The 14214-nt window shown below is 70.9% G+C and carries 11 protein-coding genes; all 11 read left to right on the top strand.

Annotation, left to right across the window (positions count from 1 at the left end):
- The first annotated feature begins 157 nt into the window (after positions 1–157).
- Positions 158–2557: a putative bifunctional diguanylate cyclase/phosphodiesterase gene (locus AC07AG_RS15460; RefSeq protein ID WP_478755403.1), complete on the top strand. Its 2400-nt coding sequence runs from the start codon at positions 158–160 to the stop codon at positions 2555–2557.
- Positions 2558–2743: 186 nt separating this feature from the next.
- Positions 2744–3040, top strand: coding sequence for an Asp-tRNA(Asn)/Glu-tRNA(Gln) amidotransferase subunit GatC (gene gatC, locus AC07AG_RS15465; RefSeq protein WP_010984178.1), 297 nt, complete (start codon positions 2744–2746; stop codon positions 3038–3040).
- A 6-nt stretch (positions 3041–3046) separates the two neighbouring features.
- Positions 3047–4552, top strand: a complete 1506-nt coding sequence (gene gatA, locus AC07AG_RS15470) for an Asp-tRNA(Asn)/Glu-tRNA(Gln) amidotransferase subunit GatA (protein ID WP_478755405.1) — start codon at positions 3047–3049, stop codon at positions 4550–4552.
- Between the two features lie 5 nt (positions 4553–4557).
- Positions 4558–4791, top strand: a complete 234-nt coding sequence (locus AC07AG_RS15475; RefSeq protein WP_478755407.1) for a hypothetical protein — start codon at positions 4558–4560, stop codon at positions 4789–4791.
- A gap of 16 nt (positions 4792–4807) precedes the next feature.
- Positions 4808–6319: an Asp-tRNA(Asn)/Glu-tRNA(Gln) amidotransferase subunit GatB gene (gatB, locus tag AC07AG_RS15480; RefSeq protein ID WP_478755409.1), complete on the top strand. Its 1512-nt coding sequence runs from the start codon at positions 4808–4810 to the stop codon at positions 6317–6319.
- A gap of 197 nt (positions 6320–6516) precedes the next feature.
- Complete coding sequence (locus AC07AG_RS15485) at positions 6517–7770, top strand: SLC13 family permease (RefSeq protein WP_478755590.1); 1254 nt, start codon at positions 6517–6519, stop codon at positions 7768–7770.
- A 154-nt stretch (positions 7771–7924) separates the two neighbouring features.
- Complete coding sequence (locus AC07AG_RS15490; protein WP_478755411.1) at positions 7925–10030, top strand: phosphocholine-specific phospholipase C; 2106 nt, start codon at positions 7925–7927, stop codon at positions 10028–10030.
- A 226-nt stretch (positions 10031–10256) separates the two neighbouring features.
- Entirely contained in the window at positions 10257–12530 is a 2274-nt protein-coding gene (locus AC07AG_RS15495) for an MMPL family transporter (RefSeq protein WP_478755413.1), read from the top strand.
- Complete coding sequence (locus AC07AG_RS15500; RefSeq protein ID WP_478755415.1) at positions 12499–13089, top strand: GNAT family N-acetyltransferase; 591 nt, start codon at positions 12499–12501, stop codon at positions 13087–13089. Before AC07AG_RS15495 ends, AC07AG_RS15500 begins: the two co-directional genes overlap by 32 nt.
- A 35-nt stretch (positions 13090–13124) precedes the next feature.
- Entirely contained in the window at positions 13125–13742 is a 618-nt protein-coding gene (locus tag AC07AG_RS15505) for a hypothetical protein (protein ID WP_478755417.1), read from the top strand.
- A 284-nt stretch (positions 13743–14026) separates the two neighbouring features.
- Positions 14027–14212: a hypothetical protein gene (locus AC07AG_RS15510; RefSeq protein WP_478755419.1), complete on the top strand. Its 186-nt coding sequence runs from the start codon at positions 14027–14029 to the stop codon at positions 14210–14212.
- Positions 14213–14214 lie beyond the last annotated feature (2 nt).

Genomic DNA, 14214 nt, shown 5'->3' on the forward strand with positions numbered 1-14214 from the left:
CCTTCTGCGGCCTACTGTTGAGGTGTGCGCCTGCCGTGCCCCGCTGCGATTGGGGTATCCCCTGCTCATCGGGAGCAAGGGAAGGAGTTTCAGACGCGGCTGACTTCTGGACCGAGTCCGCGTGGCGTGGGCACCGCCGGCTGTGAGAGGGACGGGAATGGAACCGACCGAGAGCGCCGCACCGGACTCCCGGCTGCGTGCGCGCCTGCGGCGCGGACCGGGCGCGTGGTTCGGCGAACGCAGAGCGGCACGGGAGGCGCGCGAAGCCGAGAGCAGGCGCCCCGCCGTCCCGAGCACCGCAGTTGAGCGACGCGAACGGGCCTGGAGCACCGTCGGCGGGTACGGCACACAGGAACTCGACGTGGGCGAGGCCTCGGGCGGCAGGGACGCGGCGGGGCCCTGCTCCGCCACGTCCGGCGCCGACGGACGGCGCAGGACGCTCTGGCGCGGCTCCGAGGCGCACGGCCCGGACGACCCGTCCGGCGAGCGCGACCCCTGGCCGGTGCTTCCGGTTGCCGTCGTGGCCGTCGCCGCCGTGGTGCTCGGCACGGGCTTCTTCCACGCGTTCACCGGACGCGGCACGCTCTTTCCCTCCGGCACGGTCGGCTGGTCCCTCGCCGTCCTCACGGGCCTGATCGTCGGCCACCTCGTCGCACTCGGCCGCGACCGCTGGTGGGGCGGCACCGGCTCGGGCGGCGCGCTCACCGTCGCCGTGCTCCTGCTGTACGGCTGGGTGCCCGCCGGAATGGTCAGCCTCACCGTCGTCGTCCTGGTCGGCATCGCGCGCCGTCACCGCTGGCGCCAGGGCATCCTGCACGGCGCCGTCGACATCCTCGGCATCGGCGCGGGCGCGCTCGCCATGGCCGCCTTCGGCACGGCACCGTCGGTGCAGTCGCCCTGGCTCCCCGAGACCTGGGACCTGTACTCGGCCCCCGAGGTGGCGCTCGCCGCGATCGCCTATCTCGTCGTCACCCGCGTCCTGCTCTGGTACGTCCACGCGCCGCGCACCGGCGCCCTGCCCACGGTCACCCGCACCGCCCTGGTCAGACAGGGCCTGGTCGGCGTCGCGCTGCTCGGCATCGCCCCGCTGATCTGCGTGGTCGCGGCCTCGACGCCCATCCTGCTCCCGCTCTTCGCGATCCCGCTCGTCGCCCTCGACTCGACGCTGTGGATCGCGCGGGCCAGGGCCGAGGAGCAGCTGCGTGACCCGCTCACCGGCCTGCCCAACCGGCAGTGGCTCCTCGAACGGACCTGGACGGCCCTGGACGACGCCGAGCGGATCGGGGCGCGCTCCGCCCTGATGCTGATCGACATGGACCGCTTCCGTTCGGTGAACGACACCCTTGGCCACCTCGCGGGCGACCGCCTGCTGCTGCAGATCGCCGACCGGCTGCGCCTCGCCCTGCCACGCGGTGCGGAGGCCGCGCGGCTCGGCGGTGACGAGTTCGCCGTCCTGCTGCCGGTCGCCGACTCCACGACGTCGGCCACCCGCGTGGCCCGGTCGCTCGTCGCGGCACTGGGCTCGCCCCTCGATCTCGACGGCCTGACGCTGGTCCTGGAGGCCAGCGCCGGGCTCGCCGTCTTCCCGGACCACGCGATGGACGCGGAGGGCCTGCTGCGCCGCGCGGACGTCGCGATGTACCAGGCCAAGCGGGACCGCACGGGCGTCGAGGTGTACGAGTCCAAGCGCGACTCCAACACCCCAGACCGGCTCGGCCTGTTGGGCGATCTGCGCCGTGCGCTCGACGCGGGTGACGTCGAGCTCCACTACCAGCCGAAGGTCCAGTTCGACGGTCGCGTCGCGGGGCTCGAGGCGCTGGTGCGGTGGGTGCATCCCGAGCGCGGGAAGGTGCCGCCGGACGAGTTCATCGCCATAGCGGAGTCGTCCGGGCTCATGCCGCACCTGACGGAGTACGTCCTGGAGACGGCGCTCGGCCAGGTCGCGAAGTGGCAGGCGATGGGTCTCAAGGTCCCCGTCGCGGTGAACGTCTCGCCGCGCGACGTGCACACCCCCGGCTTCGCCGGAGCGGTCGCCGCACGCCTCGCCCGGCACGGGGTGCCCGCGGGAGCGCTCCAACTGGAGATAACGGAACACGTCCTTCTTGAGGACCCGCAGCGAGCCGCGGACACGCTGGCCGGTCTGACCGGCCATGGGGTCAAGATGTCGCTCGACGACTTCGGCACCGGGTACTCGTCCCTGGTGCACCTGCGGCGGCTGCCGGTCAGCGAGCTGAAGATCGACCGCTCGTTCGTGGCGCGACTGGCCATCGACAACGAAGACGCGGAGATCGTCCGCTGCACCGTCGACCTCGCGCACTCCCTGGGACTGCTCGTCGTCGCCGAAGGCGTCGAGGACGACGAGACGTGGGAGCGGTTGCGCGATCTGGGGTGCGACGCCGTGCAGGGGTGGCTCGTCGCCGCGGCGATGCCGCCGGACGAGACGACCGCCTGGCTGCGGGCACGGGGCTCGCGCGGCTGGCGCAGGCCGGTGGACGTCGCCGCCGAGGAGGCGGCGGCCGCGGCGGAGGCCGAGACCGGGGCCGACATCGTGAAGTAGCCGCGGGGCGATCGAGCAGGCGGCGGGCGGCGTCCCGCCGCCGGGCGTGAAGAGGCGGCCCGGCGCGTCGGGGACCCCGCGGGGAACCGCCGGGACCCCTGCCAAGGGAATCCGTTTCACGTGCACGGGGTGCGGCCCCATAGGATTGGGCCACAAACCACACACTCACCCCCAGAGGATCGCCGCATGCCTGGCATTACGCGCGAGGAGGTCGCCCACCTCGCCCGCCTTGCACGTCTGGAGCTGAAGGCAGAAGAGCTCGACCACTTCGCCGGACAGCTCGACGACATCATCGGCGCGGTCGCCCGCGTCTCCGAGGTCGCCGACCAAGACGTACCGCCGACCTCCCACCCGCTGCCGCTGACGAACGTCATGCGCGCGGACGAGGTCCGTCCGTCGCTCACCCCCGAGCAGGCGCTCTCCGGAGCCCCGGCCCAAGAGCAGCAGCGTTTCAAGGTGCCGCAGATCCTGGGGGAGGACTAACCCACCATGACGGACAGCAAGATCGACATCATCAGGCTCACCGCCGCCGAGATCGCCTCCAAGATCGCCTCCGGCGAGCTCACGGCCGTCGAGGTCACCGAGGCCCACCTCGCCCGCATCGAGGCCGTCGACGAGAAGGTGCACGCCTTCCTGCACGTCGACCGTGAGGGCGCCCTCGCGCAGGCCCGCGCCATCGACGCCAAGCGCGAGAAGGGCGAGAAGCTCGGCCCGCTGGCCGGCGTGCCGCTCGCGCTCAAGGACATCTTCACCACCGAGGGCGTTCCGACCACGGTCGGTTCCAAGATCCTCGAAGGCTGGATCCCGCCGTACGACGCGACCGTCACGCGCAAGCTGAAGGAAGCCGGCGTCGTCATCCTCGGCAAGACCAACATGGACGAGTTCGCCATGGGGTCCTCCACCGAGAACAGCGCGTACGGCCCCACCGGCAACCCGTGGGACCTCACCCGCATCCCCGGCGGTTCGGGCGGCGGCTCCAGCGCCGCGCTCGCGTCGTACGAGGCCCCCCTCGCCATCGGCACGGACACCGGCGGCTCCATCCGCCAGCCCGCGGCCGTCACCGGCACGGTCGGCGTCAAGCCCACCTACGGCGGCGTCTCGCGCTACGGCATGGTGGCGTTCTCGTCCTCCCTGGACCAGGGCGGCCCCTGCGCCCGTACGGTCCTCGACGCGGCCCTGCTGCACGAGGTCATCGCCGGGCACGACGAGCTCGACTCGACGTCCATCGACGCCCCGGTCCCCTCGGTCGTCGAGGCCGCGCGCAACGGCTCCGTACAGGGCATGCGCGTCGGTGTCGTCAAGCAGTTCGCGGGCGAGGGCTACCAGGCCGGTGTCGTCCAGCGCTTCCAGGAGTCCGTGGCGCTGCTCAAGGAGCTCGGCGCCGAGATCGTCGAGCTGGACTGCCCGTCCTTCGACCTGGCGCTCTCCGCGTACTACCTGATCGCGCCGAGCGAGTGCTCGTCCAACCTGGCCCGCTTCGACGCCATGCGCTACGGCCTGCGCGTCGGTGACGACGGCACGAGGTCCGCCGAGGACGTCACCGCGCTGACCCGCGAGGCGGGCTTCGGCGACGAGGTCAAGCGCCGCGTCATCCTGGGCACGTACGCCCTGAGCTCCGGCTACTACGACGCGTACTACGGAAGCGCCCAGAAGGTCCGCACCCTGATCACGAAGGACTTCGAGAAGGCCTTCGAGCAGGTCGACGTCATCGTCTCGCCCGCGACGCCCACCACCGCCTTCCCGATCGGCGAGCGCGCCGACGACCCGATGGCGATGTACCTCGCGGACGTGTGCACCATCCCGTCGAACATGGCGGGCAACGCCGCCATGTCGCTGCCCTGCGGCCTCGCGCCGGAGGACGGCCTGCCCGTCGGGCTGCAGATCATCGCCCCGGCCATGAAGGACGACCGGCTTTACAAGGTCGGCGCTGCCGTAGAGGCCGCCTTCGTGGAAAGGTGGGGTCACCCGCTGCTAGAGGAGGCACCGTCACTGTGAGTCCCATGACTGCCAAGGCCAAGGGCTTCAAGAAGTCCAAGCCCGGCGCGTACCTGTCGATCGCCACGACCGCCTTCGGCGCGGTCTCCGTCGTCAAGCAGGCCCGCACGGCCCGCAAGGACAACGACACGCTCCGGCTCATCGATGCCGCTGTCTCCGCCGCCGCCATCGTCACCGGTCTTGCTCTGCTCTATCGCGAGCTGAAGAAGCTCGGCGACGACGACGTCCTGCTGGGTTGAGAGGGAAAGTTTCACCGTGACTGTCACGACTGACCTGGTGTCGTACGAGGATGCCCTCGCGACGTACGACCCCGTCATGGGCCTTGAGGTCCATGTCGAGCTGGGCACCAAGACGAAGATGTTCTGCGGCTGCTCCACCGAGCTCAAGCAGGACGCCAACAGCCAGACCTGCCCGACCTGTCTCGGCCTGCCCGGCGCGCTGCCGGTCGTCAACGAGATCGGCGTCGAGTCCGCCATCAAGATCGGTCTCGCGCTGAACTGCGAGATCGCCGAGTGGTGCCGCTTCGCCCGGAAGAACTACTTCTATCCGGACATGCCGAAGAACTTCCAGACCTCCCAGTACGACGAGCCGATCGCCTTCAACGGCTATCTGGACGTCCAGCTGGAGGACGGCGAGGTCTTCCGCGTGGAGATCGAGCGCGCCCACATGGAGGAGGACACCGGCAAGTCCACGCACGTCGGTGGCGCGACGGGCCGTATCCACGGCGCCTCGCACTCGCTCCTGGACTACAACCGCGCGGGCATCCCGCTCATCGAGATCGTCACCAAGCCGATCGAGGGCGCGGGCGAGCGGGCCCCCGAGGTCGCCAAGGCGTACGTCGCCGAGCTGCGCGAGGTCATCAAGGCGCTCGACGTCTCCGAGGCCCGCATGGACAAGGGCCAGATGCGCTGCGACGTGAACCTCTCCCTGCGTCCGCACGGGCGCGAGGAGTTCGGTACGCGTTCGGAGACGAAGAACGTCAACTCGCTCCGTTCCGTGGAGCGTGCGGCGCGCTTCGAGATCCAGCGCCATGCCGCGGTGCTGAACTCGGGCGGCACGATCATCCAGGAGACCCGTCACTTCCACGAGGAGGACGGCTCCACGACGTCGGGCCGCATCAAGGACAACGCCGAGGACTACCGGTACTTCCCGGAGCCCGACCTCGTCCCGGTGGCCCCGGCCCGTACGTGGGTCGAGGAGCTGCGTGCGGGCCTCCCCGAGATGCCGCGCGTGCGCCGCAACCGCCTCCGCGAGGAGTGGGGCGTCTCGGAGCACGACATGCAGTCGATCCTGAACGCCGGTGCGGTCGACCCGATCGTCGCCACCATCGAGGCGGGCGCCGATTCGGCCGCCGCGCGCAAGTGGTGGATGGGCGAGATGGCCCGTAACGCCAACGAGACGGGCAAGGCCCTGGACGAGCTGCCGGTCACCCCGGTGCAGGTCGCCCGGGTCGCCGAGCTCGTCGCCAAGGGCGACCTGAACGACAAGCTGGCCCGCCAGGTCTTCGAGGGCGTCCTGGCCGGCGAAGGCACGCCGGACGAGGTCGTCGAGAAGCGCGGTCTGAAGGTGGTCTCGGACGAGGGCGCGCTGACGACCGCCGTGGACGAGGCGATCGCAGGCAACCCCGCCATCGCGGACAAGATCCGCAGTGGCAAGGTCGCGGCGGCCGGTGCGCTGGTCGGCGCGGTCATGAAGGCGACCAGGGGTCAGGCCGACGCGGCCCGCGTCAAGGAACTGATCCTGGAGAAGCTGGGCGTGGAGGGCTAGCCCCTCCGGCTCGTACGGGATCCAGGGCGGCGCACCTCTCGCGGGTGCGCCGCCCTGCGCGTGCCTGAACCGCCGCGCGCCGGATTCCTTCCCGCCCACTCACCCGATTGCCCCGGAGTGACCGGCTGGGTGGCCACTTACGCTGGGCAGCGTCCGTCCCGCCGAACCACCGCCCCACCCGGGCCACGGAGCCTCCCCTGAACACCGTCGCCGCCGAGATCCTCTCCGTGGGCCTGCTGCTCGCAGTGCTCGCGTTCGCCGTCATACGGCCCAAGCAGTGGCCCGAGGCCGCCGCCGCGCTGCCCGCCGCCGGGATCGTCGTGGCACTCGGGGCCGTCTCGCCGCAGCACGCGCTCGCGGAGGTCCAGAGCCTGCTGCCGGTCGTGGGGTTCCTCGCCGCCGTGCTCGTGCTCGCCCAACTCTGCGCCGACGACGGGCTCTTCGCCGCCGCGGGGGATCTCGTCGCCCGGCTGTGCGGCGGGCGGACCAAGGCGCTGCTCGGCGGCGTCTTCGGTGTCGCCGCCGCGGTCACCGCCGTGCTGAGTCTCGACGCCACCGTCGTGCTGCTCACGCCGGTCGTCTTCGCCACCGCCGCCCGCGTCGGCGCCAGGCCGCGGCCGCATGTCTACGCCACCGCCCACCTGGCCAACTCGGCGTCGCTCCTGCTGCCCGTCTCCAACCTCACCAACCTCCTCGCCCTCACCGCGAGCGGACTGACCTTCACCCGGTTCGCGATGCTCATGGCCTTGCCCTGGCTCGTCGCGATCGGGATCGAGTACGTGGCCTTCCGGCGGTACTTCGCCGCCGATCTGGCCGCGGGCGCCCTTGAGCCCAAGGAGACCGAGCCGACCCCCGTGCCGGTCTTCACCCTGGTCGTCCTCGGCCTCACGCTCGCCGGGTTCGTCGTGACCTCGCTCGCGGGTCTCGAACCCCTGTGGGCCGCCCTGGCCGGTGCGGCGGTGCTCGCGGTCCGTGAGCTGCTGCGCAAACGGACGACCGCCACCCGCATCGTCCGCTCCGCGAGCCCGCTGTTCTGCCTGTTCGTGCTCGCGCTCGGCATCGTCGTCAAGGCGGTCGTCGACAACGGCCTCGGCTCCGGGATCGAGTGGCTCCTGCCGGACGGCGCTTCGCTGCCCGCGCTGCTCGCCGTGGCGGCCGTCGCCGCCGTGCTCGCCAACCTGATCAACAACCTGCCGGCGATCCTCGCGCTGCTTCCCGCCGTCGCCCCCGCCGGGCCCGGCCCCGTCCTCGCCGCGCTGATCGGCGTGAACATCGGCCCGAACCTGACGTACGTCGGCTCGCTCGCCACGCTGCTGTGGCGCCGCATCCTGCACGACCACGGCACGGACGCGGAGTTGGGGACCTTCACGCGCCTCGGCGTGCTGACCGTCCCTGCCACGCTCGCGGCCTCGACGGTGGCCCTCTGGGCGGGGCTCCTGATCGGCTTCTGACCGGCTTCTGAGCCGCGGCGATTTCCGCCCGGCCCATCCGTTCACGTCGACTTCGTCCCCAAGTCTTCACAGGGAAACCAGACTTCACTACCGTCCCGGCGGAGCAGGTCAATGGATCAGCGGAGAACCATTGGCCGTCGACTGGAGGTCGTACGTGTCCCCGGAGATTTCGCGCAGGCGGCTGATGGCAGTCGGCGGTGGCGCACTCGGCGCCGCCGCCGTCGGATCCTTCCTGCCGCCGTCGTTGCAGCAGGCACTGGCACAGGACCGGCACAAACCCGGCAGCGGCGGGCTCGACTCGATCGAGCACGTCGTCATCCTCATGCAGGAGAACAGGTCCTTCGACCACTACTTCGGCGCCCTGCGCGGCGTACGCGGCTTCGGCGACCGCAACGCCATCCGGCTCCCGGGCGGGAAGTCCGTGTTCGAGCAGCCGGGCGTGCTGCGCACGGTCATGCCCTTCCCCGTCCGCGAGGCCGCCGCGGCGCAGAAGAAGGACCTGCAGTACATCGGCGCCCTCGACCACTCCTGGAGCGGCGGCGCCAAGGCCTGGCACGACGGCTGGATGGACGGCTGGATCACCGCCAAGACCGCCGCGACCATGGCGTACTACACGCGTGACGACATCCCGCTGCACTACGAACTCGCCGACACCTTCACGGTCTGCGACGCCTACCACTCATCCATCCACACCTCCACGAGCCCCAACCGCAACCACCTGTGGAGCGGCAAAACGGGCTACGAGGCGAACGGCAAGCGGGCCGTCGAGAACGACGCGTACGCCGAGGGGACGCACCCCGGATACGACTGGGGGACGTACGCCGAGCGCCTGGAGAAGGCGGGCGTGAGCTGGCAGACGTACACCGAGTGGGAGAACTTCACCGACAACCAGATCGAGTTCTTCACCACCTTCAAGGCCATCGCCCGCAAGGTCCTGGCCAAGACCGGCCTGACCTTCATGGAGGCCTTCTACGCCAAGGTGCGCGACGCCAAGGACGACGCCGAGCGCGCGAAGCTGCTCGCCACCCTGGAGGAGGGCGTCGCCACCCTCACCAAGAAGGAGCGCTCGCTCTTCGAGCGCGGCCTGCGGCGCGTGCCCACCGGCAAGCTCGCCGACGAGTTCGCCAAGGACGTCGCGGGCGGCAAGCTGGCGAAGGTGAGTTACCTGGTGCCCTCCGCCCAGGACTCCGAGCACCCCAGCGTCTCCTCGCCGATCCACAGCGCGACCATCGTCTACAAGGTCCTCGACGCCCTCGCCTCGCACCCCGAGGTCTGGCGCCGCACCGCCGTCTTCATCAACTACGACGAGAACGACGGATTCTTCGACCACGTCCCGCCGCCCGTGCCCGGCGGCGACAGCGCCGAGGCGAAGGAGGAGCGCTGGGAGGGGAAGCCCACCGGCCTCGGCGCGCGCGTCCCCATGCTCGTCGTCTCGCCCTGGACCGTCGGCGGCTATGTCTGCTCCGAGGTCTTCGACCACACCTCCGTCGTGCGCTTCCTGGAGAAGTGGACCGGCGTGCGCGAACCCAACATCAGCGCCTGGCGCCGCAAGGTCACCGGTGATCTCACCGGCGCCTTCGACTTCAAGCGCGGCCACCGGCAGCCCGAGGTGGAACAGCCCGGCGCCATCCCGGAGTTCAGCGGCCGCTGGTCCCCGCAGCCGCCCCTGAAGCAGTCCATGCCGGAGCAGGAGCCCGGCACCCGCCGCGCCCGCCCGCTGCCCTACCAGCCCGACGCGTACGTGAAGCCGGGCGAGGGCGGCGCACTGTCGGTGCGGCTGCGCAACGGCGGCCGCTCCAGCGCGCACTTCGCGCTCTATCCGTACGCGGACGAGTTCACGGCCCCGCAGCACCAGGACGTCGTACGCGAGGGCTCCTGGACCGTTCCGGTGGCCAAGGACGCGTACGCCTTCACGATCACGGGGCCGAACGGCTTCCGGCGCGAGTTCGCGGGCGGCAAGGACGGCGGTGCGCAGCTCGCCTCCGCGATCACCCGTCGGGAGATCCACGTCACACTGGCCAACCGGGGCCGCAAGGAGCTCGTCTTCAAGGTCGAGCCTGTCGGATATGTCCCGGAACGTCACGTCAGGTCGCGCACGCGGGTCGTCCGCGTCAAGGCGGGCAGCAGCCGCACGATCGCCTGGCACACGGACGACGAGCACGGCTGGTACGACGTCGAGGTCACGGCGGTGGGCGAGCCCGCCTTCCGGCGGCGCCTGATGGGTCACATAGAGAACGGACGCGCGAGCGTGTCGGGCTGACATCCCCGGTTCCGAGGAGTCCCAGGAAGGTGTGCGAGGTCCCGGTGGGGCCTCGCACGCCTTTTGTGCTCTTGTGAGGAAAGCCACGAAGCGGTCCAACGATCTCCAGGTGCTGCCAAAGTGTCCCTGGCGCTTATGTCATCGCTCATGCGTTCTTTGCGGGCTGTTCAGGTCATTCAAGACTGTTCCCGATAAAGATCCACGAACCACATCAGGGAGCCGGTCAGTGGCAGCACTCGCACGGTGGTGTGTGAAACACCGCCTCCTGGCAGTACTGCTCTGGCTCGTCGCCCTCGGCGGCGCGGCGAGCGCCGCGGCCGTCGCCGGATCCGCGTACTCGAACGACTACGACGTGCCGGGCACCGAGTCGGGCCGCGCGACCCAGCTCCTGAACGAGGGCTTCGAAGGCCTCGGCGGCGACAGCGACACCGTCGCCTGGCGGACCGAGGCGGGCACCACGGTGCGCGCGGCCGACGTCGAGCAGACGATGACCGACGCCCTCGACAAGATCGGGCACATGCCCGCGGTGGCCTCCGTCAGCAGTCCGTACACGGAGCGCGGCGCCGCACAGATCAGTGACGACGCCCGCATCGCGTACGCGAACGTCACCTTCCACGAGCAGGCCGACGCCATCGACAAGGCGGACGCGCAGGCCCTCGTCGACACCGCGAAGGCCGCCGCGTCGGACAGCCTGGACGTCGAGCTCGGCGGCAGCGCCGTCGGCCTCACCGAGTCCAAGAGCGCGCAGACCGCCGAGATCGTCGGGGTCGCCGTGGCCGCCGTCGTGCTCTTCCTCGCCTTCGGCTCGCTCGCCGCCTCGATCCTGCCCATCGCCACGGCGCTGGTGTCGGTCGGCACGGCGTACGCGGGCATCGTGCTGCTCGGGCACCTCATGACCGTCGCGGACTTCGCCCCGATGCTGGGCACCCTGATCGGGCTCGGCGTGGGCATCGACTACGCGCTGTTCATCGTGACCAGACACCGCAAGGGCCTCAAGCAGGGCCTTCCGGTGGCCGTCGCCGCGGAACGGGCGGTCGCCACCACCGGGCGCGCGGTCGTCTTCGCGGGCGCCACCGTGTGCATCGCCCTGCTCGGCATGCTCATCCTGCGGCTCAGCTTCCTCAACGGCGTCGCGATCGCGGGCTCGCTGACCGTGCTCCTCACGGTCGCCGCGTCCGTGACGCTGCTCCCCGCCCTCCTGTCCTGGATCGGGCCGCGCGCGCTCAGCCGCCGCGAACGGCGCGCGCTCGCCGAGCACGGACCCGCTCCGGAGGTGCCCACCGGGCTCGCCGCCCGCTGGTCCGCCTTCGTCGAGCGGCACCCCAAGCTGCTCGGCGGCGTCGCCATCGCCGTGATGGCGCTGCTCGCCCTGCCCACGCTCTCCCTGCACCTGGGCACGTCCGACCAGGGCAACAATCCGGCGTCGGCCACCACACGCCAGGCCTACGACCTGCTGGCTGACGGCTTCGGCCCCGGCGTGAACGGCCCGCTCACGCTGGTCACCGACGTCCACACAGCGGGCGACCGGCTCGCCCTCACCAACCTCGTCCCCACGCTCGAGTCGACCAAGGGCGTCGCCTCCGTCAGCCCCGTCACGTACGACGCCGACGGCACCGCCGCCTACGTCACCCTCGTACCGGACTCGTCCCCCCAGTCCGAGCGCACCAGCGATCTCGTCGACCGGCTGCGCGACGACGTGCTGCCCGTGGCCGAGGCCGACACCTCGCTCGACCTGCAGGTCGGCGGCGTCACCGCGAGCTACGACGACTTCGCGGAGATCATCGTCGGCAAGCTGCCACTCTTCGTGGGCGTGGTCATCGGCCTCGGCTGCGTCCTGCTCCTTCTCGCCTTCCGGTCCATCGGCATCCCGCTGAAGGCCGCCGCGATGAACGTGGCGGCGGTGGCATCGGCCTTCGGGGTCGTCGTCGCGATCTTCCAGTGGGGCTGGGGGAGCGAGCTGCTCGGCCTCGGCGCCGCAGGACCGATCGAACCCTTCCTGCCCGTGATCATGGTGTCCGTCCTCTTCGGGCTCTCCATGGACTACCAGGTCTTCCTGGTCAGCCGGATGTACGAGGAGTGGCTGGAGACCGGCGACAACCGGCGGGCCGTCCGCGTCGGCCTCGCCGAGACGAGCCGCGTGATCAACTCCGCGGCCGTGATCATGATTTCGGTCTTCCTCGCCTTCGTCCTCAGCGGCGACCGGGTCATCGCGATGTTCGGCATCGGCCTCGCGGCGGCCGTCGCGCTCGACGCCTTCGTCCTGCGTACGTTGCTGGTGCCGGCCCTGATGCACATGCTGGGCGGCGCCAACTGGTGGCTGCCGCGCGGCCTCGACCGCTGGCTGCCGCGCATCAGCATCGAGCCGCCGGAATGTCGTTCGAATTCGGTCGTCGTGGGTGCGAGGATCCCGGAACAACGGGAGACGCACGACGCACCGGTCGTGGAGCCGGACGGACTGAAGGAGCGGGATGTTCGCGATATCGCTGGGCGAGGGCGCTGAACTGAGGCCCATCGAGCCGTGGCAGGCGCAGGAGTTCCTCACGCACGTCGATCGGGCCCGTGAGTACGCGGGGCCGTGGGTCCCCCTGACCGCGCTGACGACGGACCTCGCGTCGGCCCGGGAGCGGCTCCAGATCTTCGCCGACAAGCAGGCCGCCGACACCGGGCGGCTCTACGGCATCTGGCTGGACGGCACGCTCGTCGGCGGGGTGCTCTTCCGGATCTTCGACACGGCGAACGAGAGCTGCGAGATCGGCGTCTGGCTGGAGCCATCGGCCGCCGGACGCGGTCTGATCACCAGGGCGAGCCGGGTGCTCATCGACTGGGCCGTGGACACGCGCGGCATGCACCGCGTGGAGTGGCTCGCCTCCTCCGCGAACGCCCCCAGCATCGCGGTGGCCAAGCGGCTCGGGATGACCAAGGACGGGGTGCTGCGGGAGAGCTTCCCCTGGCAGGGGGTGCGGCACGACATGGAGGTGTGGTCGGTGCTCGCGCCGGAGTGGCGGAAGGCGCGCGAGGTGCGCGAGGCGGATGCCGACGCCGGTCGCGCCGCTCGTTAAGAAAGCTCTCAGACTCCGTCCGTACGGTGCGGAGCATGGGAACTAAGACAGAGGACGAGACCGCGGCCGAGGCGGCCGCAAAGCCCGCAGAGCCGGACGCTGCGGACACCACGGACGCCAAGGGCGACACCAAGGACGACACCAAGGCGGACGCCGTCAAGGTGGACAAGTCCACGGCGGCCGACGACGCCGTCGAGGCCGACGATGACGACGACGCCGATGAGCTCGTCGTGGTCGAGGAGGTCGCTCCGGCCAAGTCCGGTGGCGTGTTCCAGGGCGCCGCGGCCGTCGTATCCGCCGCTCTCGGTGTGATCGGTCTGTCCGGCGGCTGGCTCGGCACGGTCGCCGCCGCACGCTCGAACATCGTCGGGCAGCTGGAGACCAAGCAGTCGGCGAGCGTCGCCGACCAGATCCAGGCCCTGTACGGCGACTCCTGGCAGGTCACGGCGCTGATCGCCGGAGCCTTCGCGCTCGCCGCGCTGGTCGTCGGGTTCGTCGTCCTGGTCAGGCCCGCGTTCGGCGCGCCCGACCAGGTCCAGGCGCCGTGGATCAAGTCGGTGGCCTGGGCGGGTGTCGCCCTGGGCGTCATCGGCCTGCTGCTGGCCATCGCGAAGTACTCGGACTTGATTTACGGACTGCCGTCGACGAGTTGATGGCAGCGGAGTGTGCGTACGCCGGTGGGGCTGAGGTCAGCCCCACCGGCGTTCTGCGTGCTGAGGGCCTGCCTTAGGAGGTGGGTAGGGCCTCCCTAAGGCCCCCTCCCGCCTCCCTAAGGCCCCCCACCTCCTCAAGATGCGGCACTCTCCCGATGTGCCACCCCTGCCTGGCAGACGAAAGTAAGGGCATCGCAGAAAGCGAAGCCCCAACCAGAAGCCAGATCGGACCCCGGAGCCCGGACCCCCGGACACCGGACGTCAGATCAGACCAGGGAGTCGACATGTTCGAGTACGAGATGCACCAGCTCCGCGCCGCCGAGCTCGCCCGTGAGGCCGACCGCCGCCGCCTCCTGCGCGAGGCCCGCGAGGCCAAGGCGGCCCGCGCCGAGCGCCGCTCGGCCCGCCAGGAAGCCGAGGGGCGGGTGAGTACCGACCGGCGCAGGACCCGCTTCACGCGGGCCGCGTGATG

It is taken from the genome of Streptomyces sp. NPDC044044 (genome assembly GCF_056434405.1).